This is a genomic window from Anaeromyxobacter oryzae (assembly GCF_023169945.1).
Classification (GTDB): Bacteria; Myxococcota; Myxococcia; order Myxococcales; family Anaeromyxobacteraceae; genus Anaeromyxobacter; species Anaeromyxobacter oryzae.
In genome coordinates this window covers 5,971,988-5,994,712 of record NZ_AP025591.1, presented here as the reverse complement: position 1 = coordinate 5,994,712, position 22,725 = coordinate 5,971,988, and the positions used below count along the sequence as shown (strand labels likewise).

Here is a 22,725-nt window from a genome sequence, read left to right as displayed (position 1 = left end):
TCCGACGGCGTGAGCCGCCGGCTTCAGTGCGCCTCGGCCCAGCTCCGGCCGTGCCCCAGCTCGACCTCGAGCGGCACGTCGAGCTTCGCCGCGCCCACCATCTCGCGTCGCACGAGCGCCTCGACGGGCTCGACCTCGCGCTCCGGGACCTCGAGCACGAGCTCGTCGTGGACCTGCAGGAGGAGGCGCGCCTCGAGGCGCTCCCGGGCGAGCGCCTCGTGCACCCGGACCATCGCGACCTTCACGATGTCGGCTGCCGTGCCCTGGATCGGCGTGTTGATCGCCGTCCGCTCCGCCGCGTTCCGCAGGGCCGGGTTCCGCGACCCGATCTCCGGCATCGCCCGCACGCGGCCGTACAGCGTGCGCGACTCGCCGTTCTTCCGCGCGTCCTCGATCGCCTGCTCGATGTAGCGGCGGACGCCGGCGTAGCGGGTGAAGTACCGGTCGATGATCCCCTGCGCCTCGGACGCCGGGAGGTCCAGCCGCTGCGAGAGCCCGAACGCCGAGAGCCCGTACGCGATCCCGAAGTTCAGCACCTTGGCGATGCGACGCATGTCCGGGGTCACCGCGTCGGGCGCGACGCCGAACGTCTCCGCGGCGGTGCGGGTGTGCACGTCCTCGCGGTTCTCGAACGCCGCGACGAGCGCCGGGTCCTTCGAGTAGTGCGCGAGGATCCTGAGCTCGATCTGCGAGTAGTCCGCGGAGACGAGCCACCGGCCCTCGGGCGCGACGAACGCCCGGCGGATCCGGCGCGAGAGCTCGGTCCGGATCGGGATGTTCTGGAGGTTGGGGTCGGTCGACGAGAGCCGGCCCGTCGCCGCGCCTGCCTGGTGGAACGTGGTGTGGATGCGGCCGTCGGCGGGGTCGACGAGCAACGGGAGCGCGTCGACGTAGGTGCCCTTGAGCTTCGCGAGGGCCCGGTGCTCGAGCACGAGCCGGGGCAGCGGGTGCTGCTCGGCGAGCTTCTCCAGCACGTCCACGTCGGTGGACGGGCCGGTCTTGAGCCGCTTCACGACGGGGAGCTCGAGCTCGGTGAAGAGCACCTGCGCGAGCTCGCGGGTCGACGCGACGTTGAACGGGTGGCCGGCGGCCGCGTGGATCCGCGCCTCCAGGTCCTCCATGGCCTTGCCGAACTCCGCGCTCATGCCCTCCATGGCGCCGCGGTCGACCGCGATCCCGGCGCGCTCCATCTCGAAGATCACCGCGACCAGCGGCCGCTCCACCTCGCGGTAGAGCACGCCGAGCCGCTCCTCCTCGAGCGCGCGCTCGAGGACCGCCGCCAGGTCCGGCAGCACCGCCGCGCACGGCGCCGCCCACTCCGCGACCCGCTCCACCTCGACCCCCTCGACCGCGGTGCGCTCCGACTTCCGCGCGGCGTCGCCGCCGCTCGGATCGCGCGGCAGCTCGCAGGAGATCCGCTCGCGCGCGACGTCGGCGAGCGCGTGCTCGCGGCGGGTCGGGAGGAGCAGCCGGCTCGCGAGCTCGGTGTCGAGCCCGGGGCCGCGCCAGGCGAGCCCGAGCCCCGCGAACGCGTGGAGCGCGGCCTTGACGTCGTGCGCGTCCTTCACGACGTCCTCGGCCTCGACGAGCGCCCGGAGCCCCTCGCGCGCTTCCTCGCGGGAGAGCCCCGCCGGCGCGCCGAGGTACCGGTGACCGAGCGGGAGGTAGTACGCACGGCCGCCGCCGCCGAGCGCGACGCCGACGAGCGGGTCGGTCCGCGGCGCCGGCCCGCCGAGGATCGGGCGGATCCCGGCGCGGCCCGCGGCGCGGAGCGCGGCGACGGCGGCGTCCAGGGCGGCGCGGTCGCGGAGCACCTCCGGCCTCTCGGCGCGCGCGGTCGGCGGAGGCGCCGGCAGGTCCTTGAGGAGCCGCGAGAACTCCAGCTCGGAGAAGAGCGCGCGCACCTTCGGGTCGTCCGGCGGCTGCCGCCCGAAGGCGTCGGGCGCGAACGGCAGCGCGAGGTCGCACCGGAGCGCCACCAGCTGCTTGTTCATCCGGATCCGATCCTCCGCCGCGACGATCTTCTCCTTCAGCTTCTCGCCGCCGCGGGAGACCGCCTGCGGGATCTCGTCCGGACGCGCGAGCATCGCCTCGATGGTCCCGAACCGCTTCACCAGCGCCGCGGCGGTGACCTCCCCCACCCCCGGGATGCCGGGCACGTCGTCGATCTTGTCGCCGAGGATCGCCATGTAGTCGACGACCTGCTCCGGCTTGATCCCGAGCTTCTTCTCGACCTCCGCGGGGCCGGTCCACCCGCCCCGCCCGCTCGCCTCGGCCATCGGGTCGTAGAGCGTGACCTTCCCGTCGACGAGCTGGGCGAAGTCCTTGTCGCCGGTGACCACGACGACGTCCCACCCCTGCTCCCGGGCGCGGCACGCGAGCGTGCCGATGACGTCGTCGGCCTCGACGTGCGGCTCCTCGATCACCGGGACGCGGAGGGCGCGGGCGACGTCGCGCACGAGCGGGAACTGCGACCGGAGATCGTCCGGCGCCTCCGGCCGGCTCGCCTTGTAGCCGGGGTCGATCTCGTGCCGGAAGGTGGTCCGCGCCGCGTCGAACACGAGCGCCACGTGGGTCGGCGCCCGCTCGCGGAGCGCCTTGAGGAGCATGGTCGTGAAGCCGTAGACCGCGTTCGTCGGCTGGCCCCGGGTCGTCGTGAGCGGCGGGAGCGCGTGGTAGGCGCGGAAGATGAACCCGGAGCCGTCGATGAGGGTCAAGGTCGGCATGCGGGGACGACATTAGCCCCGCCCGCCCGGGGCGGCACGCGAGAAAGCGCGGCCCCGTGGACGCGGCTAGCGGACGCGCACCGACCAGGTGGTCCGCGCGCCGGCGCCGTCCACGAGGACGAGCGCGGCGGAGCCCGGGGAGACGCCCACCACCACCGCGGCCCCGGCCTCCGCCGTCACCCTGGCGATCCCGTTCTCCTCGAGGAGCGCGCGCGCGAGGCCCGGCACCGCGACCCGCCGCGCCTCGCCCACCGCGAGCTCGAGCACGGCGGGCGCGGCGGCGAGGGCCGCGGGCCGCTGCGCCGCCTCCACCGTCACGTCGTACGCGACGATGGCGCCGTCGGCGAACGCGACCTCCACCGAGGCGCGCCCGGCGCGGAGCCCGGTCATCCGCACGCGCGCGCCGGACGGCTCGAGCGCGAGCAGGTCGGGATCCGTCGTCGCGAGCCGGGCGACGGGCCGGTCGAACTCGAGCGTCGCGACCTGTCGCTCCGCGAGCATCAGCGGGACGCCGCCGGCGGCCGCCGCGGGGCCGAGGAGCGCGGCGAGCGCGAGGAGCCGCCTCACCGGAGCGCGCACCGGATCCGCTCCGAGCAGATGAAGTACTCGTCCCCGTCCTCGATCCGCCGGCGCTGCACCTTCGCGCGGTCGTGCCAGGTGCCGTTCGCCGACCCGAGGTCCTCGATCCACCACTCGGCGCCCTCGCGCAGGATCGCGGCGTGCTCGCGGGACACCTTCCCGCTGTCCACCACGAGATCGCAGTGCCGGCCGCGCCCGATGACGAATCGATCCTTCGCGACGGCGATCTCCGCGCCATCGTCGCGCAGCAGCACGAGCGCCCCCGTCGCGTCGCCCTCGCGCGGCGCCGCCGCGCGCGTGATCGGCGGCGGCCGGTCGTGGATGGCGCGCTCCAGGCGCGCCGCCGTCTCGAGCACCTGCTCGGCGACGGCGAGCCGCTCGGCGCTCGGAGGCTCGGGCGTCGGGCGCGGGGGCGGCGCGGCGACGGTGCCGGGGACGAGGTAGCCGTTCAGGCGCGCGAAGACGTGCAGCGCCTGGTTCACGAGGGCATCGCGGTCCGTGCCCATCTCGGCCGCCATCCGCTCGAGGGCGTCCCAGAGGTGATCCGCGATGGCGATCTGCCGGACGGTCTTCACGCGAGCGCCTCCACCGCCGGTCACGGTAGCAGAAGCGCCCCCCGGGGTCGAACGCGCGGCGCGCGCCCGCCTAGCGGACCGTGATCGGCTGGTTCGGCGCCTGGCTCGGGCTGAAGTCGAGGACGAAGCCGGACGCGTAGGACGCGTAGAAGCGGTAGCCGTCGTTCTCCTTGCCCGCGTAGACGCTCCGGTCGAACGTCGCTGCGCCGGTGGGGAGGATCTGAGCGGCGTTGGTGACGGTCGGCCCGCGGGAGGACGGCGAGAGCCCGCTGCGCGTCTTGATGGTGATCGACAGCTCGCGCGGGATCGGGTCGTTCGCCTTGGCCGGGTCGGGATCCTTCCGCACGCCGAGCTTGAACGCGAGGACCGGCCCGTTCGCCTTCGGGAACGGGTACAGGTTGTTCGGCCAGTTCACCGAGCAGTCCGTCGTGTTGCACGCGTCGGACGGGTAGTAGATGCGCCGCGCCTTCCGCGCCAGCACGAGCCGCTCGCACTGCGCGCGGCAGGCGTCGTCGCGGCAGTCCACCGCCGTCGGATCGGCCGGCCACGGCACGAGCGGGCACGAGAGCACGTCCTCGTTCTCGTAGAGGAGCCGGTACCCGTCGTACGCCGGATCGTTGGGATCGGTGACCGAGCTGGGGCTCGTGAGGACCTCGGCCCGGCCCACGTACCCCGCCGTCGTCCCCTGGACGACGAAGCCGCTCGCGCGCATGCCGACGTCGACCCCCGTGACCGGCGCGGCGAGGGTCGAGAGCCGCTTCGTGATGCAGCTCGTCCACTCCGGGTGACTCGGATCCGCGGGATCCTCGAGGAGGAGCGCGCCGCCCGGGTGCGTCGCGTCGGGGACGACGAACTCGGCGACGCGGGCCTCGATGATGGCCTCGTTGCCGGTCGTCGCCGGATTGTCCACCGGGCAGTCCCCGCCGGTGTCCCCGAGCTTCGTCGTGTCCACGAGGGCGATGTCCCCGCGGTGCACGCCGAGCTCCGGGCTGTAGAGGCGCACGACCTGGGTGAACCCGCCCGCGGCCGCGATCTGCATCGACATCGAGAAACGGCCGCCGGCGGCGCCGGCGAGCTCGGCCTTCCGGAGCGAGAGCCCCGGCAGGAAGCCCTGGTACGCGGCGAGAAAGCCGTCGGTGCGGGTGAAGCCGGGCGTGATCTTCACGGCGGGCTCCGCCGTGAGCCCGTTGAACACCAGCTTGGGCGTGAAGGCGCCCGTCGTCGGATCGGGCACGAGCGACTTCGGATCCCACAGGCCGACGGCCTGGTTGATGCCGCTCACGATGAAGGACGTGACGTCCGTCACCCGGGTCCGGGTGCTGTCGGTGCGGAGCATCGACGTGTCGTTCGGGATCGACCAGCGGCCCAGGTCCGCGTAGTACACCTTGCCGTCGGACGCGAGCACGGCGGCGACCGCGGTCGTCGTGCGCTGCCCCGTGCCCGGCGCGATGCGCATGTACGGGGCCTTGTAGCTGTCGCCGTTCGCGACGTCCGTCGGTCCGACCTGCGGCGGCGGGGAGACCACGACGCCGAGCGCGACCGCGGGGACGTTGATGGGCGCGAGGTACGGCATGCCGGTCACGTGGCCCGACGCGTCCGTCGTGCTCGCCGGGTCGGCCGGGATCCCCCCGGTCACCGGATCGAGGACCGCGATGCCGCAGTCGATGCGGAACCCGGCGCCGCACGAGCTCGAGTCGAGGACGGCGTAGACGCGGTCGACCGCCGTCGGCTCGAACGCGGTCTTGTCGTCGCCCGTCGAGTCGGCCTGCCGCTCCTGGAGGTGCCACGCCGCGACGGCCGTCGTGGGCGCGCGCGCATCGAGGCCACGCCAGGTCCACGTGCCCGGCGCGCCGGACATGTCGATCTCGGCGACGCCGAGCACCGACGCGCCGCCGGCCACCGGGATCGGATCGAGGGAGGCTGCGTAGACGAGCTGAGGCTTCGCGGGGTTGACCGCGAGCGCGACCGCCTCGAACCGGTCGCCGCCGATCGCGAGGTCCTGCGGCGGCGCGAGCGGCGTCACCACCTCGATGCCGGGACCGTCGGCCACGCGCTTGTATTCGACGACGGCGATCCGCTGGCCCGAGAGCGCCGCCACGATCCGGACGCGCCCCTTCGCGGCGCTGAAGGTCCCGTCGCCGTTGTCGACGGGCACGGGCGCGGCGACGAGCGCGAGCACGTCGGCGCCGTCGGTGCCGGCGAGATCGACGTCGAGGTCGCGCATGACGCGCGGATCCGGCGACCCGTCCGCCTTCCCCCAGGTGTTCACGACCTGGAGCACGGACGAGCCTGCCGACACCGCGACCAGCAGGTCGGCCATGGGCTTGCCGTTGGCGTCGACGTCGCCCAGCGACGCGGACACGAGGCGCGCCGGCCGCGGCGCCGTGACGGGGATCGACAGGGCGCGGACCACCACCGGCGCGATCACCGGCTGGTCGTCCAGGGCGTCGACGAGGACGAGCTCGTCCTTTCCGCCGTTCGCGATGGCGACGTACGGGTGCAGGTCCGGGTTCTTCGACGTGAGCCCGTTGAAGACGGCGACCGCCGCCGGCGCGGAGAGGCCGAGGCCCGGGCGCCCGGTGGAGGTATTGCAGGCGAGCCCGGCGGCGAGCGCGAGGGCGGCGATGAGGCGGTGGTTCAAGGCGTCACCTGTCCGATGCGCTGCGGCGGCGCCGACGGCCCCGTGCCCGCGCGCACGAAGTCGGCGGGGGCGGAGCCGGAGAGCGGCACGTCGACGGCGGTCACGAAGTCGTCGAGGAAGGACCCGACGTAGACGCGCGCGTTGCCGTCGCCCGTCCCGGGCGTCGCCCGGAGGTCCTGCACGGCGAGGCCGAACGGCGAGCGGCCGAGGCCGGGCTGGCCGGTCTGCGGGTCCCGTCCGAACACGTCGCGCATGGTCCCCGTCTCGTCGTCGTAGATCCAGAAGAGGCCGTCCTCCGAGGCCGTGATCGCCACGAGGTCGCGCTGCGGGCACCCGTTCGGAACCGACACCCCGCTGGCGTCGTTGCACGGCAGGTTCGGCCGGCGCGGCAGCACCTTCACCTCGGCCGCGCCGAGCCCGACGTACAGGGTCTTGACGAGCTTCACCTCGAGGTTGCCCGTGGCGTTCTCCGCCAGCTCGAGGACCATGAGCTCCCCGGTGACGTCGAACCCCGGGCGGGTGCCGAGGGTCGCCGCGAGGTCGGCGTCGTACACCTTCGTGGCGACGTACACCCGCCGCCGCTGCCCGGGCACGGGGTTCGAGAGGTCCAGCCCGGAGAGCTCGGCGCCGCGCAGGAAGCCCCAGAGGTCGGCGGCGCGCACCACGCACCCGCCCGCGTTCTCCGGCAGGGTCGGATCGCAGCCGGAGGCGAGCTCGATCCAGCTGAGCGGAGCCGCGAGCTGCGTGTCGACGCTCGTGAAGAAGAGCCGCTCCGTGTCCGCGTCGTACGCGAAGCTGCGGACCTGTCCGGCGCCGACGCTCAGCACCTGCCGCGCGCCGGTCGTGAGGTCGATGGTGGCGATGAACGCCTCCCGCAGCGGCGTGCGGAGGAACCCGACCCAGGCGCGGGGCGTCCCGCCGGCCGGGCAGGTCACGCCGATCCCGTAGGGGTCGCCGAGCCGTTTGTCGTCGTCGAACCGGATCTCGCAGGCAGCGCCGCAGGTGAGCGCGTTGCCGTCGAGCCCGATCCGGTACAGGCGGCCCTGGAGCCGCGAGGTGACGAGCGCCTCGGTGCCCCCCAGGGCGGGGCAGCGCGCCGGGTCGACGACGGTGAGCTCACCGCCGAAGCTCCCGATGCGCAACCCTCCCGGCTGGATCGCCGGCGCGGCGCCGAGGGCGACCCGCAGCAGCGAGCCGCCGTCCGCGCTCGCGTACTGGAGGTCGAAGTTGGAGGAGACGACGAGGAGGTCCTGGCCATGGACCGCGATGCCGGTCGGGAACGTGAACCGGTCGAGCGGCGCCGGGTCGTTGCGCTGTTCGGCACCGCAGCCGATCGCGACGACCATCGCGACGAGGCCCAGCGTTCTCAGGGGAGCTTGCACGGGAGGGGGCGAACGGTAGCGCCGGGCTCGGGACACCGTCAAGGACATCCCCTACCCCGCGCCCTTGGTCGACTGGGGGAGCTCGGCCTGGATCTTCCGGAAGTCCGCGACGTCCGAGAAGAGCGCGCCGACGCGGCGCATGAGCCCGAGCCGGTTCGCGCGGAGCGCCGCGTCGTCGGCCATGACGAGCACGTCGTCGAAGAACCGCGCCACCGCGGGCTCCAGGGTCGCCACGTTGCGGAGGACCGCCGGGTAGTCGCGGGCGGCGCGCCGGGCACCCACCTCCTGCTCGACGCGCTCCACCTCCGCGAGCAGCTGCCGCTCGGCCTCGTCGCGGAGCAGCTCGACGCTCACGGTCGCGGCGGCGCCGCCCCCCGCCTTCTCCTGGATGTTCGCGACCCGCTTGAACGCGACGGCGAGCGGCGTGAAGTCCGGGCGCGCCTTCACCTCCGAGAGCGCCTCGAGGCGACGGTTCGCGTCCACCACGTCGTCGAACCCCGCCGCGAGCACCGCCTCGACCAGGTCCGCGTCGTGGCGCTCGCTCCAGAGCGCCTTCAGCCGCCCGCGCACGAAGTCGAGCACCTGCTCCGCCACGACGGCGCGATCGGCCGCCAGCTTCACGCCCGAGAGCTGATCGAGCGTCTGCTCCACCGCCGTCGCGAGCGACACGTGGTAGCCGCGGTCGAGGAGGATCCGGAGGATGCCGATCGTGGCGCGGCGGAGCCCGAAGGGATCGGCCGCCCCCGTCGCCTTCTCGCCGACGCCGATGATCCCGACGAGCGAGTGAAACCGGTCGGCGAGCGCGACGAGCGCGCCCACGTCGTTCCGCGGCATCTCCTCGGCGGCGCCGATGGGCCTGTAGTGATCCTCGATCGCGTCGGCGACGTCGGGCTTGATGCCCTCGATCCGGGCGTAGTGCGCGCCCATGATCCCCTGCAGCTCCGGGAACTCGCCGACCATGCCGGTGTTCAAGTCCACCTTCGCGAGCCGCGCCGCCTCGAGGACGTCGCCGACGAGCGCCTCCTTCCCCACGGCGCGCGCGAGGGCCGCCGCGACCGCGCCGAGGCGATCCGCCCGCTGGAGCTCGGTGCCGAGCTTCGCCTGGAACGTGCGGCGGCCGAGGTCCGCGATCCGGTCGTGCAGGCGGCGCTTCTTGTCCTCCTCGAAGAAGAAGCGCGCGTCGGCGAGCCGCGCGCGAAGCACGCGCTCGTAGCCGTGGCGCGCGACCTTCGGATCCTTCACCCGCGTGCCGGAGACGGCGACGAACCGGTTCGTGAGCCTCCCCTTCCCGTCGATCACCGCGAAGTAGCGCTGGTGGTTCCGCATCTCCGAGATCACCACCTCCGGCGGGAGCTCGAGGTTCGACTCCTCGAACGCGCCGGCGATCGCCGTGGGCTCCTCCACGAGGTGGAGCACCTGGTCGACGAGGGCTGCGTCCTCGCGGATCCGTCCGCCGGCGGCCTTCGCGGCGCGGGCCAGCTCCTTCTCGAGGGCGGCGCGCCGCTCCGCCGGATCGGCGAGGACGTGGGCGGCGCGGAGCTTCGCGAGGTAGTCCTCCGGCGTGCCCCGGAGCGCGATGGCCTTCGGGGCGAGGAAGCGGTGGCCGAACGTCACCTTGCCCGAGACGACCTCGCCGTGGCGCACCTTCAGCGGGCGGCCGCCGTACAGCGCGACCATCCACCGGACCGGGCGCGCGAACGTCGCGTCGTCCCACCGCGACCGCATCGCCTTCCGGAAGCGCAGCCCGCCGACGAGCCGCTCCAGGAGCCCCGGGAGGACCTGGTCCGCCCGGCGGCCCTTCTCCACCCTGGTCACCGCGACCCGCTCGCCCTTCGGCGTCTGCGCCCGCTGGAGCGCGCCGACCTCCACGCCCTGGCTCCGCGCGAACCCGAGCGCCGCCTGGGTCGGGTTGCCCTGCGCATCGAACGCCTGCGCGACCGGCGGGCCGAACGCCTCGGTCCTCGCGTCCGCCTGCTTCGCAGCGACGTCGCGAGCCCAGACGGCGAGCCTCCGCGGGCTGCCCACCGCCTTCACCTCGCCGTGCCCGAGGCGCGCGTCCGCGAGCGCCTTCGCGAGGTCCTCCTCGAGCTGCCTGAGCGCCGGGGGCACGAAGCCCGCAGGGATCTCCTCCGCGCCGATCTCGAACAGAAGGTCCGCCATGTCGTCTCTCTCGTCCGCCGGTGTGGAGGGCTACCGCGCCTCGCGGGCCTCGCGCGCCGCCCGCGCCGCCTCGACGGCCTTCTTCCGCTCCGCGGCGGGGAGCATCGGGAACCCGAGCGCCTCGCGCGACTCGAGGTAGCCCTTCGCGCACTCGTGGGCGAGGGCGCGGACGCGGCCGATGTACGCCGCCCGCTCGGTGACGCTGATCGCGCCGCGGGCGTCGAGGTTGTTGAACGTGTGGGAGCACTTGAGGCAGTAGTCGTACGCGGGGAGCGGCAGCTTCTCCGCGATGAGCCGCTTGCACTCCGCCTCGTACGTGTCGAAGAGCCCGAACAGCATCTTCGGGTCGGACTTCTGGAACGAGTAGGTGCTCATCTCCACCTCGTTCCGGTGGAAGACCTCCCGGTACTTCACGCCCTTCACCCACTCGACGTCGAACACGTTCTCCACGTCCTGCAGGTACATCGCGATGCGCTCGAGGCCGTAGGTGAGCTCGGCCGCGACCGGCTTCACCTCGAACCCGCCCGCCTGCTGGAAGTACGTGTACTGGGTGATCTCCATCCCGTCGCACCAGACCTCCCAGCCGAGGCCCCAGGCGCCCAGGGTCGGGCTCTCCCAGTCGTCCTCCACGAACCGGATGTCGTGCGCGCGCGGATCGATCCCGATGGCCTTCAGCGACCCGAGGTAGAGCTCCTGCACGTCGGGCGGGTTGGGCTTCAGGATCACCTGGAACTGGTGGTGCTGGTACAGGCGGTTCGGGTTCTCGCCGTAGCGGCCGTCGGCGGGGCGGCGAGAGGGCTCCACGTACGCGACGTTCCACGGCTCGGGGCCGAGCACGCGCAGGAAGGTGGCGGGGTTCATCGTCCCGGCCCCGACCTCCTGGTCGTAGCCCTGGACGAGGATGCAGTTGCGCCCCGCCCAGTACGTCTGGAGCTTCAAGATGAGGTCCTGGAAGTACACGCGCGTCCTCTCCTCGCGATGGTCCCGCCGCGCCCCGGGGCACCCTCCGGCTGCGCGGTGCGGGCGGTGCCGGCGCGCGTCGCCGCGCGGCGGACGCGCCGCCGGGAGCGCGCCACCGTAGGGCCGTAAGGGCGCGGTGTCAAATGGAAATCTCGGCGGCGCGGGGCAGCCCCGCGACGGCGCCGAGGCGGGTGCAGACCCGGCCGGCGACGCGGTTCGCGAGACGGAGCGCCGCCGCGAGGGTCTCCGTCGGGAGGAGCGCTGGCGGCGCGCCGGCGCGGGAGAGGACCGAGAGCAGCCCCGCCACGAAGCCGTCGCCGGCGCCGGTCGTGTCCACGACCTCGACCGGCTCCGCCGGCGCGTGGAGGACGTCCGCTCCCCGCCGGAGCAGCGCGCCTCGCGGCCCGAGCGTGACGCACGCGACGCCGACGCCGAGGTCCACGAGCCGCGCCGCGGCGCGCTCCGGGTCGCGCTCGCCGAGGAGCAGCTCCGCCTCCTCGTCCGAGAGCTTCGCGACGTCGGCCGCGGCCAGCACGTCGGCGCACAGCGCGCGGAGCGGGGCGAGATCGTCCCAGAGGTGCACGCGCACGTTCGGATCGAACGACACGCGGACGCCAGCGGCGCGCGCCGCCGCGAGGGCGGCCCGGAGCGCGGCGCGGCCGTCCGGGAGGACGTGCGCCGACGATCCCACGTGGAGGAAGCGCGCCCGCGCCAGGGCCGCCGGATCGACGTCGCCGGGCGCGACGAGCTTGTCCGCCGAGAACCGGGCGTTCGGCGAGAAGAAGGTCCGCTCGCCGCGCGCGTCGAGCGCGACGAACCACATGCCCGTCGGCCGCTCCCGCGCGAGCCGGAGGGTGCACGCGATCCCCTCGGCCGCGAGCTTCCGGGCGAGGAGGCGCCCGAACGCGTCGTCGCCGACGACGCCGCGGAACCCGGTGCGGACCCCGAGCCGGGCGAGGCCGGTCGCGACGTTCGCGGGGGCGCCGCCCGAGCAGGCCTCGAACCGCTCGCAGTCCTCGAGCCGGCCGCGGCGATCCGGGAGGAGATCGACGAGCGCCTCCCCGAAGCACAGCACGTCGAGTTCCACGGGGGCTGCGCCCCCGCCCCGCCGGCGGAGCCGTCGGGGCCCCACCCCGCTCGCGGGGGCCCGTGCGCCGCCGCGCGCGGCTTTCGCCGCTTCCGCGGCGGCGCCCCCGCGCGCTCGCTTCGCTCGCGTGTTCCGTTTCGGGCTCACGATCAGTCCCCCAGCAGCGGCCCGATCTCGTCCAGGAACCGCCGCGCGGCGAGGCGGCGGCCGAGGTGGTGCTCGACGAACGCGGAGAGCGCCGCGCGCGCCTCGCGGCCGACGGCGGGCGCGAGGGGCTCGGCGGCCGCGGCGAGGCCGCCCTCCTGCAGGCGGAGGAGCGCGCGCAGCGCGTCCGGCGACAGCGCCGGCGCCCCGGGGCTGGCCGCCGGGCCGCACGCGGCGCACAGGACGCCCCCGTGGCCCGGATCGAACCGGACCGGCCGGGCCCCGTCGACGTCCGCGCCGCACCGCGCGCACCCGTCGAGGCGCGGCATGAGGCCCGCGATGCGGAGCGAGGCGAGCTCGAAGGCCCGGAGCGCAGCGGGCACCGCCGCGGCGACGTCGAGCGCCCCGAGGTACTCGACGACGAGCTCGAACAGGTCCTCGTGCGGCTCGTGGTCCCGGACCAGCTCGCGCGCGAGCTCCGCGGCATAGCCCGCGCACGCGATCCGGGCGAGGTCGCCCCGGATGGCGCCGAACCCGCGGCGGACGGTCACCGACTCGAGCGTGAGAAGGTCCGAGCCCGGGCGCGTGCGGAGCTCCGCCGCGAGCAGCGTGAACGGCTCGAGGGCACCGCCGAACCGCCGCCGCGACGCGCGCGCGCCCCGCGCGAAGGCCGACACCTTGCCCCGCTCGCGGGAGAGCAGCGTGACCACGCGGTCCGACTCGCCGTAGTCCACGGCGCGGAGGACGACCGCGGTCAGCTTCAGCTGCTCCATGCGCGTCCGGCACGGTAACCGCTCCGGCGGGGCCGCGCCACCGCGGGGGCCCCGTCAGCTCCAGGAGGCGCGGTACCGCGCGAGGCCGGGCTGCTCGGCGACGACGGTGACCGCCGGCTCCTTCGCGTTCGCCATCTGGAGCGCCGCCGTGAACGCCTCGCCGTACACCCGGAGGATGGTCGGATCGAACAGTCCGCGCGGGTACCGGAGCGACGCCATGACGCCGTCGTCCGCGATCCCCTCCACCTCGAGCGTCGTCCCGCGGTGCCAGTTCGTCCAGCGCGCGCCGGCGAACCGGAGGAGCTGCGCGGGCGACATCACGGCCATGAGGATCCGGTACGCGGGGCTCGAGAAGAGCCTCAGGTTGCGCGCGCGCGTCCAGGAGAGGAGCTCCGCGTCGGTGAGCCCGCGCGCGTCGGCCACGGCGAGGACGAGCGCGTCGAAGTGCGCCTCCGGGATCCACTCGCTTCCCACCGGCGGCTCGGTCGCGAGGCGGCGCAGCGGCTCCGGGAGCGCCGGGAGGATCTCGGGCAGAGGCTCGTCCTCGAGGAGGTTCCGCACGAGAGCGCCCTTCGCGAGCGCGGACGGGAACGCGTCGAGGCCACCGGCGAGCCCCGCCACGAAGCGCTCGAGGCGCGGGAGTGTTCGCTGCGGCACCGCTTCCCCCGATCCAGCCGCGCCGGGAGGAACCCGGCTGCCGGCCATTCTAACCTGGGGTAGGACGCCGCGCGCCAGCCTCCGCGCGCGCCGATCAGCGGAGGAAGGCCCACACCGTCGCCGCGATCGCGGCGACCACCGCGACCGCGATGCCGACGGTCCGCGGCTGGGGCGCGTGTCGGCCCTTCCCGCGGGCGTCCGTCAGCGGCCCGGCGGCCTCCTCGTACCGGAGCACGACCTCGTCCGGGTCGAGGCCGACCGCCGCGGCGTACGCACGGAGGTAGCCGACCACGTACGCGCGGGGCGGCATGCGGGCCTCGTCGCCGGACTCGAGCGCCTCCACGACGCCTGGCGCGAGCTTGGTGGCGCGGCCGACCTCGTCGCGCGAGAGACCGCGCAGCTCCCGCTCTCGCGCGAGCCAGCGGCCGAAGCCGTGGAGGGTCTCATCGGGTTCGGGCAGTCCGGACACGGTTCACTCGACGAGGAGAGCGAGGCTCCGCCGGCACTCCTCGCCGGCCGACGTGCCGTCCCCGAGCTCCTTGCAGCGCTCGAACGCGGCGCGGGCACCCGCGATGTCGCCGGCCTTCATCCGCGCGAGGCCGAGCTGGAGATGCGAGTCCGGCCGCCGCTCGCAGGTCCGCGCGTAGGCGTCGAGCTCGGTCACGGCGTCCTTCACCTTCCCGTCCCCGAGGAGGGTGCGCCCGAGCTCGCGACGTCCGTCGCAGTACGCCGGCGCGGCCTGCAGGCACGCGCGCATCTCGGCGAGCCCCTCGGCGCGGCTGCCCATGCGGTAGAGCGCCTGCCCCTTGTTGCACCGCGCCACCCACGGCTCCTTGTAGAGCATGTTCTCGAGGGCGGCGTCGAACTCCTTCAGGGCGTCGTCCCATCGGCCGGTCTTCGCGAGGAGCTGGCCGAGGTCGTTGTGCGCCTCCGAGTAGCCCGGGAGCAGCTCGATGGCGCTTCGATACTCCTTCTCCGCCTCCTCCAGCTTCCCGAACCCGAGCTCGAGGACGAGGCCGCGTCCGAGGTGGGCCTCGGGGAACCGCGGATCGCTCTCGAGCGCCTCGTCGAACTCCTTGATCGCCTCGGGCGCGCGACCCGCGCGGAGCGCCTCGACGCCGAGGTCGTGGTGGATCTCGGCCGAGCGGCGCTCCTTCGGCGAGGGGCCGTGGACGCAGGCGAGGAGCGCGGCGGAGACGGTGGCGGCGGTTCGGAGTGATCGCATGGGTCAGAACGAGGCGAGGAGGCGCGCGACACGGGCCGGATCCGCGCTGGCGGGGCCGGGCGCGGCCGCCGCCGCCGCGGCCGGGCGCGGCGGCGAGAAGAGCGGGATCCGCGCGAGCGTCTCGTCCTGCGCGGCGGGCGAGAGGTTCCGGAAGTTCAGGTTGTCGAGCATGAACCCCATCGACTCGAGGAACTGGAGCCCCTCGATCTCGACCTGCCGGTACTCCTCCGCCGTCGTGAGCTGGCGGCGCTCGTGCAGGTAGATCACGTTCTCGCCGCTCTTGGGCAGGTGCAGGCCGACGAAGATCGAGAAGCTGCCGCTGCCATTCCGGATCCCGCAGAGGTGGCCGGAGACGCCCTGCGACGGCTTCCCGGGGATCGAGACCTGCGGCTGGTTGATGCTCTCGACGATCGCGACGACCTGCTCCCGCAGGGCGGGCACGTGCGTCAGGCTCGGCTCGGGCGTGAACATCGCGGCCCTCCCGGCGCGGCTAGCGCGCCTCGAGAACGAACTCTTCGGTGCGATCGTCGATCTCGGCGGCCGTCCGGGTCATCTCGACGAGCGGATCGTCGATCATGACGTGACCGCCCCCGACGTTCCCCTCGCCGAGGACGACGTGCAGCTTGACGCCGGGCGAGTACGACGCGCGATCACCCTCGATCTTCTTCGTGGCCGCGAGGACCACCTTGTTCGGACCGGTCCGGAGGTACTTCGTGATCTCCATGACCACCTGGCCCTCGCCCTGCTTCACCTCGCGGATCCACTGTGCGTTGATGAAGATGGCGAGGTCGAACTGGGTCCCGGGCTGATCGTGCTCGGCGACGAGGAAGTACCGGCGGGACGGCTTCCCGCCCGGCGCGGGCCGCGCGTCGCCCGCGGCGCGGATCGCGCCCGCGGTCCCCGGGCCCGCGGGGGCGGCCCCCCCGGCCTCGGCGGTCTTCACCGCGTAGCCCTTCGCCTCGATGTGGACGTCGCCCCGCTCGTCGATGACGACGGTCGCGTTCTCGAAGCGCTGCCCGGTCACGCCGTCGATGCCGACGCCGTTGAGCGTGATGGACGGGCCCGCCGCCGCGGGGCCGGCGAGGGCCGCGAGCGCCGCCGCGAGCGGGATGACGACCGTGCGCATCGGTTCGACTCCTAGCCCCCCGCGCCGGGGCGCGTCAAGAATGCGGCCGGCGAGGCGCCTTCTCGCCGCGTGCGCGCCCGTGAGCGACGCGCGAGGCGGCCTCCGTATTCCAGGGAAAGCGTCAGACGCCGTGCACGTCCGCGCCCCAGATCACCTTGTGGATCTGCAGGGAGAGGCGCGCGTCGAGGCCGCTCTCGAGGATCCACCGCGCGAGGTCCTTCGGGTCCACCCGCCCCCACACCGGCGAGAAGAGGACGTGCACCCGGCCCTCGAGGCGGTGCCGCCGCACGACGTCGCGCGACCAGCCGAAGTCGTCCTCGGAGCAGACCACGAACTTCACCTCGTCGTGCCGGGCGAGCGCGTCGAGGTAGCCGAAGTCGGTGGTCGGCTCGCCCGAGCCGGGCGTCTTCACGTCGACGATCCGCACCACCTCGCGCGGGAGCGCGTCGAGCGGCCGCTGCCCGTGCGTCTCGATGGTCACCTCGAGCCCGCGGTCGAGCAGCTCGCGAGCCAGGGCCGGCAGCTCCTTCTGGAGCAGCGGCTCGCCGCCCGTGAGGAGGACCAGCTTGCACGGATGGCGCGCGACCGCCGCGAGGATCTCCTCGCGCGTCATGTCGGTCCCGCCGTGGAACGCGTACGCGGTGTCGCAGTAGTTGCAGCGCAGGTCGCAGCCGGTGAAGCGGACGAACACGCACGGGAGGCCGGCGCGCGTCCCCTCGCCCTGGATGCTGAAGAAGATCTCGGTGACGCGCATGCGGCTCCGCGGCCCGTCCGTCGGGCCGTCACCCTCACGGTGTAACCGGAGAGCGCCTCGGAGCGCTACTCGGCCACCACCGGCGCGCGGCGCGCGTCCGCCAGCGCCGGCGCGGGCGCCTGGCCGAGGCTGCGCCGGAGGCGCCGCAGCTCGGCGCGGACGCGGCGCGGGTAGACCTGGAGGATCTCGGGCAGCTCGCCCTTCTGCAGGTGGTACAGCACGAGGTTCGGGCCAGCGTTGTACGCCATGAGCCCCACGTCCTCGCGCGTGAACGAGTCGAGGCAGCGCCGGAGGTAGCGCACGCCCGCCTGGACGTTCAGCACGGGGTCGTGCGGGTCGCCCGGCGTGAGGCCGGAGCGCTCGATCTCGCGCTGCATCGTCGCGTCCTGGAGCTGCATGAGCCCCCGCGCCCCCGCCCCCGAGAGCGCGCGGGGGTCGAAGGACGACTCGACCTCGATGACGGCGAGGACGAGCAGCGGATCGAGCCGCGCCAGCTCCGCCTCGGCGACGACGGTGCGCGCGAGGAGCCGCCGGTCGTCGTCGTCGAGCGACGGCATCCGGGCACCGAGCTGATCGTCGATCCGGTCGACGAGGCCTGGCGGCCCCGGCTCGACCTCGACGCGGGCCGGCCGCGGATCGCGGGCGAGGGACCTGGGGAGCATCGCCACCGTCGCGCAGACGACGACGGCGACCGTGGCCCCGAGGAGCCCGCTGAGCCGCGGCGCCCGCACTAGGCGCTCTTCTCCCTCGCGAGCGCCTCGACCTTCTCCGCGATGGCGTCGAGCCGCTTCTGGAGCGCGTCGAGGTCGTCCTTGCTCGGGATGCGGAACCGGTTCGCGGTCCGGCGCACGGCGTCGTCGATGGTGCGCTCGAGCTCGCGGCGCTGGACGGTGAGCCGCTCCCCGAACTCGCGTGCGTGGCGCCGGACGTCCTCCGGGGAGAACCCGGCGGCGTCCGCGATGCGGTTCAGCACCTTCTCCGCCTCCTGCTCGGCGGCGTTCACGCCGGCGAGGGCGTTCGACCAGGCTTCCTTGAACATCTGCTGGATGTCGGGCATCGCGCGTCCTCTACACCTCGGCGGACGGCTTCGGCGTCCGCTTCACCTTCCGGGGCTTCTCCGCCTTGTCGAGCCGCCGCGCCAGCCGGTCGAGCTCCTTCGACAGCTCCTCGACCTGATCCCGCGTCGCAACGCCGAGGAACGAGACGGCGCGGGTCTGCAGCTCCACCACCCGCTCGAGCGCCTCGGACCGGAACGTCTCGGCCTTCCCCTTCCACTCCGCAGCGCGCTCCGCGCCCTGCTCGCGGAGCTTCTCGAGGCGCTGCTTCATGTCGGTCCAGTCCTGCTTGGACAGCCGGTGCACGATCTGCTCGATATCCTTCCTGCTCGCACGTCCCCTGACCATGAGGTCCTTGAGGACACGCTGCGCCTCCTCCTCGAACTGCCCGAGCCGCTGCTGCGCCGCCTCGAGCGGTTCCCGCAGGAACTCCGGGACCTTCTTCGAGCGGCCGTTCTCGATCTTGTGGACTTCTGCCATGGGGGACCTCCGGTGGAAACGGTGGGAACGGGCGGCTCCCGCCCCGCACACCGACCGTAACGCGTCGCGTCAGGCACGTCAAACGGGCAACGCGGTGCGTCAGCGAGGAACCCCCACATCCTCGGCGCCGGAGGGAGGGACCGCAATCCCCCCTAGAGGGTCGGCGCCACCCCGGTGCGCGGCTCGGAGCGGACGTCGCCCCGGTGGTCCGCGCCGACCGCTTCCGCGACGGTCGCGAACCCGTCCCGCGCGAGGAGCCGGGCGAGACCTGCATTCGTCGCCGCGACGAACCCCGGACCGCCGTAGATGAGCCCCGTGTAGACCTGCACCAGCGACGCGCCCGCGCGGATCTTCGCGTACGCGTCCTCCGCACCCATGACGCCTCCGACGCCCACGATCGGGACCCGGCCCGCCGCGCGGCGGTAGCAGCGCCGGACGACGTCGGTCGAGAGCCGCTCGAGGGGCGCGCCGGAGAGGCCGCCCGCCTCCTTCGCGCGCGGGTGGCGCTCCACGCCGGCGCGCGAAAGCGTCGTGTTCGTCGCGACGATGCCGGCGACGCCCGCCGCGATCGCGACGTCCACCGCCTCGTCGAGGGCCTCCGGCGGGAGGTCCGGCGCGAGCTTCACGAGCAGCGGCTTCCCGGGCGCGCGCTCCGCGAGACGCGCCACGCAGGCGCGGAGCAGGCGGTCGAGCTGGTCCTTCTCCTGGAGCTGCCGGAGCCCGGGCGTGTTCGGCGACGAGATGTTCACGACCAGGTAATCGGCGAACGGGTGGAGGCGATCGATGCACGCGAGGTAGTCCTGCGCGGCCTCCTCGTTCGGCGTCACCTTGTTCTTCCCGACGTTCACGCCGATGGGCCCGAGCCGCGCCGCCGCCGGGAGCCGCTCGAGGCGCTGCGCGCAGACCTCCATCCCCTCGTTGTTGAACCCCATCCGGTTCACGATCGCGCGGTGCTCGGGCAGCCGGAACAGGCGCGGGCGATCGTTCCCCGCCTGCGGCCGCGGCGTGATGGTCCCGATCTCGACGTGCGAGAAGCCGAGCGCGAAGAGGCCGGGGAGCGAGACGTCGCCCTTGTCGAAGCCGGCGGCGAGGCCCACGGGCCCGTCGAAGTCGAGCCCGAGGCAGCGGACCGCGAGGGAGGGGATCGGGGCCGGGCGCCGCGCGCGCGCCGCCGACGGGCCGACGCGCTTCAGCAGCCAGTGGGCGAGGTGGTGGACGCGCTCCGGATCGAAGCGGAACAGGAACGAGCGGAAGGTCGGCCAGAGCATGAGGGAGGCCTCCTTACACCAGCGCGGCGCCGGAACGGAAGCCTCACAGATCCAGGACCATCACGATCGCGTCCTCGCCCTCGTCCGCGTAGTAGTTCGGCCGGACGCCCACCTGGCGGTATCCGAGATCGAGGTAGAGCGCGATCGCCGGTGCGTTCGACCTCCGCACCTCGAGGGTCGCGAGGGTGGCGCCGCGGCGCCGCCCGGCGTCCGCGGCGGCGTCCATCAGCGCTCGGCCGATCCCGCGCCGCCGCGCCTCGAGCGCCGTCGCGATGTTCAGGACGTGCACCTCGTCGTGCACGAGCCAGAACACGATGAACCCGAGCACCCCCTCTCCGCCGCCCGCGGCCTCCTCGGTGGCGAGGAGGATCGTCGACCACGCGTGCGCCAGCTCCCGCTCGAGCAGGTCGCGCGACCAGGGATGGCGGAAGCCGTCCTTCTCGATCTCGACGACGCGGTCGAGGTCCTCCGGGCGCATCCGGCGGAACCGGACGTTCGGGGGCGGCGCGAGGGTGTCGGCGGGCTCGCGCACGTCAGCGCCCCTCCGCGGCGACGGGCGGGTGCGCCCCGGCGGCCCCGGCCGCGGCGGCCGGGCGCAGCGCCGGGTCGACGACGCGGATGTCCGCGCGCGCGCGGAGCTCGGCGACCAGGGCGCGCGCCTGCGCGGCGGCCCGGTCGTCGGCGATGCGCCCCCGGACCGCCTCGCGCGCCTCCGCCGTGCGCGCCGAGAGCCCGCGCGCCGCGAGGTACGCGTCCACCTCGTCCTCCGCCACCACGGCCGCCCGCCCCACCCGGCTCTCGACGAAGCGGCGCGCGCGCAGCGACCGCGCGAGCACCGCCTGGACGTCCTCCTCCGCCAGCGCGGTCTCCTCGAGGAAGCGCGCGTACTCGCCCGCGTCGCGGAACGCCGCGCGGAAGGTGCGGAGCTGCGCCGCGAGGGCGGCGGGCTCGGGGTCGTGCAGCTTCAGCCGGGCCGCCTCGTCGGCCACGACCGTCTCGTCGAGGAGCCACGCGAGCCCTGCCCGGAGCGCCTCCCGGTCGAGCGGCCGGAACGCCGCCGCGACCGCGCCGCGCGCGACGAGCGCGACGCGCGCCTCCGCGTCGAGGCGCGTGAGCGTCACGACCCGCGGGGCGGCTCCGGGCGGGTTGCGGACGACCGCGACCACCTCCTCGACGACGCGCCCCTCCGGCGCGGCGGGGGACGCCGCGGAGAGGAGGACGACGAGCGGGAAGATCATGGACCCCATTGTAGTCACCGGATCTTTCGCCGCGGCGGCCCGCGTGCGCATCCCCTTCGAGGCGGCACGTGATTGACGCGTCGGCCCGGAGCGTTACGTTTCCCCGCGTGCCCGAGCGCGACCTCTACGAGATCCTCGGCGTTTCCCGGACCGCGACCGCGGAGGAGCTGAAGCGCGCCTACCGCAAGCTGGCGAAGAAGTACCACCCCGACGTGAACCCGGGAAACAAGGCCGCGGAGGAGAAGTTCAAGGAGGTCACCGCGGCGTTCGAGGTGCTCTCCGACGAGAAGCGCCGGAAGCTCTACGACGAGTTCGGCGCCGACTCGCTCCGGTCGGGCTTCGACGAGAAGCGCGCCGCCGAGTACCGGCAGTGGCGCCGGCAGGGCGCGCCGCCCGGCGGCATGCCCTTCGACTTCGGCGACTTCTCCACGGTGAACGTCGGCGACTACGGCGCGTTCGACTTCGGATCCATCTTCGGGGAGATCTTCGGTGGCGGCCGCGGCGCGCGCGCCCGGCGCAGCCCCATCCCGGCGCAGGGCGTCCACACGGAGGCGGAGATCACGGTCGACCTCCGCGACGCGGTGGTCGGGGGCGAGCGCGACGTCCGGATCGACGGGCGGACGCTGCGGGTGAAGATCCCGGCGGGCGTGGACGACGGGTCCCAGATCCGCCTCGCGGGCCAGGGCGGACGCGGGCAGCACGGCGGCCCCGCGGGTGACCTGTACCTCACGGTCCGCCTCCGGGAGCACCCGAACGTCCGTCGCGAGGGCCGGGACCTGTACCTCGACCTGCCCGTCACCGTGCCCGAGGCCGTGCACGGCGCGGAGGTCCGGCTCCCGACGTTCGAGGGGCCCGTGGCGCTCCGCGTCCCCGCCGGCGCGCAGAGTGGGATGAAGCTCCGCCTCCGCGCCAAGGGGCTTCCCGACCTGAAGGGCGGCGCGCGGGGCGACCTGTACGCCGTCGTGCAGGTGGTGCTCCCACCCGCGAGCGCGTCCCTCGAGAAGGCCGTGAAGCCGCTCTCGGACCTGTACAAGGGCGATCCGCGGGCCGGGATCTCGTTGTAGAAAGCCCCCACCGGCCGGCGCCGGAGAGGAGCGGAGGGCGGGATGGGACTGTTCGGTCTGTTCGGGTCGAAGGACGAGCGCGAGAAGAACCACCTCCGCAAGCTCGCGAAGAAGGTCACCGAGAAGTACGGTCCGCCCGAGAACCGCCAGAAGGTGATCGAGCAGCTGGGGGACATGGGGACGCCCGCGGCGCTCTCCACCCTGTGCCTGCGGTTCACCGTCCGCACCGAGCCCGGCATCACCGACGACGAGGAGAAGGAGACCGCGCGCCGCCTCCTCGTCGAGGCGGGCGAGGACGCCGTCGTGCCCGTCGAGGGGTTCATCCGGGAGCAGGAGAGCGGGATCGCGTGGGGACTCCGCGCGCTGGCGGACGTCGCGCCGGCCGAGAAGGTCGTCGAGATCGTGACGCGCGAGCTCGCGCGCCTCGGCCGCGCGTACACCCGGGACCCGGAGAAGAAGCTGGTCCTGCTCACGTGGCTGCAGGAGCACCACCCGGACGCGCGCTCCACCGAGATCGAGGGCGCCCTCCTCCCGCTGCTGGAGGACTTCTCGGACGACATCCGGATCGGCGCGGCGCGCACCCTGGCCGGGCTCGCGCCCACGGAGGCGGGCCGCGAGGCGCTCATCCAGCTCCTGCTCCGGGATCGCGACAACGCGCGGGTCCGCGGTGAGGTCCTCGAGGCGCTGGTCCGCCTCGGCGCGGACGTGAAGGGGTACCGCCCCAGCGTCGAGGCGCTCCTCGTGGAGCCGTACTACCTGGACCGCGAAGGCCACGTGAAGAAGCGCGCCTAGCGTCCACGGCGGTCGCCCGCGCCCGGTGGCGCCGCGCTA

The 22,725-nt window shown here is 74.2% G+C and carries 23 protein-coding genes; 2 read left to right on the top strand and 21 right to left on the bottom strand.

The genetic code is table 11. The features are described 5' to 3' along the window. Positions 1-23: 23 nt before the first annotated feature. The 21 genes from polA to AMOR_RS26150 form a co-directional block, all read right to left on the bottom strand. Positions 24-2,726 carry a DNA polymerase I gene (gene polA / locus AMOR_RS26250; protein WP_248355626.1) on the bottom strand — a complete coding sequence of 901 codons (2,703 nt, stop codon included), beginning with the start codon at positions 2,724-2,726 and terminating at the stop codon, positions 24-26. A gap of 66 nt (positions 2,727-2,792) precedes the next feature. Continuing rightward, positions 2,793-3,305 (bottom strand): pilus assembly protein N-terminal domain-containing protein, encoded by a 513-nt coding sequence (locus AMOR_RS26245; RefSeq protein ID WP_248355624.1) that lies wholly within the window; start codon positions 3,303-3,305, stop codon positions 2,793-2,795. Next, entirely contained in the window at positions 3,290-3,880 is a 591-nt protein-coding gene (locus tag AMOR_RS26240; RefSeq protein WP_248355622.1) for an FHA domain-containing protein, read from the bottom strand. The genes AMOR_RS26245 and AMOR_RS26240 overlap by 16 nt, the downstream gene beginning before the upstream one ends. A 70-nt stretch (positions 3,881-3,950) precedes the next feature. Next, positions 3,951-6,521, bottom strand: coding sequence for a hypothetical protein (locus AMOR_RS26235; RefSeq protein WP_248355620.1), 2,571 nt, complete (start codon positions 6,519-6,521; stop codon positions 3,951-3,953). Continuing rightward, entirely contained in the window at positions 6,518-7,903 is a 1,386-nt protein-coding gene (locus AMOR_RS26230) for a hypothetical protein (RefSeq protein WP_248355618.1), read from the bottom strand. Before AMOR_RS26230 ends, AMOR_RS26235 begins: the two co-directional genes overlap by 4 nt. A 51-nt stretch (positions 7,904-7,954) precedes the next feature. Beyond that, the gene (gene glyS / locus AMOR_RS26225) at positions 7,955-10,063 is read right to left on the bottom strand and encodes a glycine--tRNA ligase subunit beta (protein WP_248355616.1); all 2,109 of its coding nucleotides are present in this window, start codon (positions 10,061-10,063) and stop codon (positions 7,955-7,957) included. 30 nt (positions 10,064-10,093) lie between these two features. After that, positions 10,094-11,023 carry a glycine--tRNA ligase subunit alpha gene (locus tag AMOR_RS26220; protein ID WP_248355614.1) on the bottom strand — a complete coding sequence of 310 codons (930 nt, stop codon included), beginning with the start codon at positions 11,021-11,023 and terminating at the stop codon, positions 10,094-10,096. Between the two features lie 139 nt (positions 11,024-11,162). Then, the gene (locus AMOR_RS26215) at positions 11,163-12,110 is read right to left on the bottom strand and encodes a carbohydrate kinase family protein (RefSeq protein ID WP_248355612.1); all 948 of its coding nucleotides are present in this window, start codon (positions 12,108-12,110) and stop codon (positions 11,163-11,165) included. Between the two features lie 149 nt (positions 12,111-12,259). After that, entirely contained in the window at positions 12,260-13,027 is a 768-nt protein-coding gene (gene recO, locus AMOR_RS26210; protein ID WP_248355610.1) for a DNA repair protein RecO, read from the bottom strand. A 54-nt stretch (positions 13,028-13,081) separates the two neighbouring features. After that, a complete protein-coding gene (locus tag AMOR_RS26205) occupies positions 13,082-13,684 on the bottom strand; it encodes a hypothetical protein (protein WP_248355608.1) in 603 nt (200 codons plus the stop codon). 94 nt (positions 13,685-13,778) lie between these two features. Then, positions 13,779-14,153 (bottom strand): helix-turn-helix domain-containing protein, encoded by a 375-nt coding sequence (locus tag AMOR_RS26200; RefSeq protein WP_248355606.1) that lies wholly within the window; start codon positions 14,151-14,153, stop codon positions 13,779-13,781. A 3-nt stretch (positions 14,154-14,156) separates the two neighbouring features. Continuing rightward, the gene (locus tag AMOR_RS26195; protein WP_248355604.1) at positions 14,157-14,909 is read right to left on the bottom strand and encodes a tetratricopeptide repeat protein; all 753 of its coding nucleotides are present in this window, start codon (positions 14,907-14,909) and stop codon (positions 14,157-14,159) included. 3 nt (positions 14,910-14,912) lie between these two features. Continuing rightward, the gene (locus AMOR_RS26190) at positions 14,913-15,380 is read right to left on the bottom strand and encodes a hypothetical protein (protein WP_248355602.1); all 468 of its coding nucleotides are present in this window, start codon (positions 15,378-15,380) and stop codon (positions 14,913-14,915) included. A gap of 19 nt (positions 15,381-15,399) precedes the next feature. Then, the gene (locus AMOR_RS26185) at positions 15,400-16,035 is read right to left on the bottom strand and encodes a hypothetical protein (protein WP_248355600.1); all 636 of its coding nucleotides are present in this window, start codon (positions 16,033-16,035) and stop codon (positions 15,400-15,402) included. Positions 16,036-16,156: 121 nt separating this feature from the next. Further along, the gene (locus AMOR_RS26180; RefSeq protein WP_248355598.1) at positions 16,157-16,789 is read right to left on the bottom strand and encodes a radical SAM protein; all 633 of its coding nucleotides are present in this window, start codon (positions 16,787-16,789) and stop codon (positions 16,157-16,159) included. 65 nt (positions 16,790-16,854) lie between these two features. Next, positions 16,855-17,520 carry a lytic transglycosylase domain-containing protein gene (locus AMOR_RS26175; RefSeq protein WP_248355596.1) on the bottom strand — a complete coding sequence of 222 codons (666 nt, stop codon included), beginning with the start codon at positions 17,518-17,520 and terminating at the stop codon, positions 16,855-16,857. Then, entirely contained in the window at positions 17,520-17,846 is a 327-nt protein-coding gene (locus AMOR_RS26170; protein ID WP_248355594.1) for a phasin family protein, read from the bottom strand. The genes AMOR_RS26175 and AMOR_RS26170 overlap by 1 nt, the downstream gene beginning before the upstream one ends. Positions 17,847-17,856: 10 nt before the next feature. After that, a complete protein-coding gene (locus AMOR_RS26165) occupies positions 17,857-18,324 on the bottom strand; it encodes a DUF4419 domain-containing protein (protein ID WP_248355592.1) in 468 nt (155 codons plus the stop codon). Positions 18,325-18,476: 152 nt separating this feature from the next. Continuing rightward, the gene (locus tag AMOR_RS26160) at positions 18,477-19,592 is read right to left on the bottom strand and encodes a quinone-dependent dihydroorotate dehydrogenase (protein ID WP_248355590.1); all 1,116 of its coding nucleotides are present in this window, start codon (positions 19,590-19,592) and stop codon (positions 18,477-18,479) included. A gap of 43 nt (positions 19,593-19,635) precedes the next feature. Further along, positions 19,636-20,124: a ribosomal protein S18-alanine N-acetyltransferase gene (rimI, locus tag AMOR_RS26155; protein WP_404800918.1), complete on the bottom strand. Its 489-nt coding sequence runs from the start codon at positions 20,122-20,124 to the stop codon at positions 19,636-19,638. Between the two features lies 1 nt (position 20,125). Next, positions 20,126-20,830: a hypothetical protein gene (locus tag AMOR_RS26150; RefSeq protein ID WP_248355588.1), complete on the bottom strand. Its 705-nt coding sequence runs from the start codon at positions 20,828-20,830 to the stop codon at positions 20,126-20,128. A 107-nt stretch (positions 20,831-20,937) separates the two neighbouring features. Here AMOR_RS26150 and AMOR_RS26145 point away from each other — a divergent pair, with 107 nt between their 5' ends. Together AMOR_RS26145 and AMOR_RS26140 are read left to right on the top strand one after the other, a co-directional pair. Beyond that, a complete protein-coding gene (locus AMOR_RS26145) occupies positions 20,938-21,894 on the top strand; it encodes a DnaJ C-terminal domain-containing protein (RefSeq protein WP_248355586.1) in 957 nt (318 codons plus the stop codon). Between the two features lie 42 nt (positions 21,895-21,936). Continuing rightward, positions 21,937-22,686 carry a HEAT repeat domain-containing protein gene (locus tag AMOR_RS26140; RefSeq protein WP_248355584.1) on the top strand — a complete coding sequence of 250 codons (750 nt, stop codon included), beginning with the start codon at positions 21,937-21,939 and terminating at the stop codon, positions 22,684-22,686. Positions 22,687-22,725: the final 39 nt, after the last annotated feature.

Bases quoted from the DNA above. Each gene is read 5' to 3' on its own strand.
- AMOR_RS26150 (WP_248355588.1), bottom strand. From the start codon at position 20,830: ATGATCTTCCCGCTCGTCGTCCTCCTCTCCGCGGCGTCCCCCGCCGCG.
- AMOR_RS26190 (WP_248355602.1), bottom strand. From the start codon at position 15,380: ATGTTCACGCCCGAGCCGAGCCTGACGCACGTGCCCGCCCTGCGGGAG.
- AMOR_RS26170 (WP_248355594.1), bottom strand. From the start codon at position 17,846: ATGCCCGACATCCAGCAGATGTTCAAGGAAGCCTGGTCGAACGCCCTC.
- polA (WP_248355626.1), bottom strand. From the start codon at position 2,726: ATGCCGACCTTGACCCTCATCGACGGCTCCGGGTTCATCTTCCGCGCC.
- AMOR_RS26140 (WP_248355584.1), top strand. From the start codon at position 21,937: ATGGGACTGTTCGGTCTGTTCGGGTCGAAGGACGAGCGCGAGAAGAAC.
- AMOR_RS26165 (WP_248355592.1), bottom strand. From the start codon at position 18,324: ATGGCAGAAGTCCACAAGATCGAGAACGGCCGCTCGAAGAAGGTCCCG.
- AMOR_RS26185 (WP_248355600.1), bottom strand. From the start codon at position 16,035: ATGCGCACGGTCGTCATCCCGCTCGCGGCGGCGCTCGCGGCCCTCGCC.
- glyS (WP_248355616.1), bottom strand. From the start codon at position 10,063: ATGGCGGACCTTCTGTTCGAGATCGGCGCGGAGGAGATCCCTGCGGGC.
- AMOR_RS26195 (WP_248355604.1), bottom strand. From the start codon at position 14,909: ATGCGATCACTCCGAACCGCCGCCACCGTCTCCGCCGCGCTCCTCGCC.
- recO (WP_248355610.1), bottom strand. From the start codon at position 13,027: ATGGAGCAGCTGAAGCTGACCGCGGTCGTCCTCCGCGCCGTGGACTAC.
- AMOR_RS26160 (WP_248355590.1), bottom strand. From the start codon at position 19,592: ATGCTCTGGCCGACCTTCCGCTCGTTCCTGTTCCGCTTCGATCCGGAG.
- AMOR_RS26180 (WP_248355598.1), bottom strand. From the start codon at position 16,789: ATGCGCGTCACCGAGATCTTCTTCAGCATCCAGGGCGAGGGGACGCGC.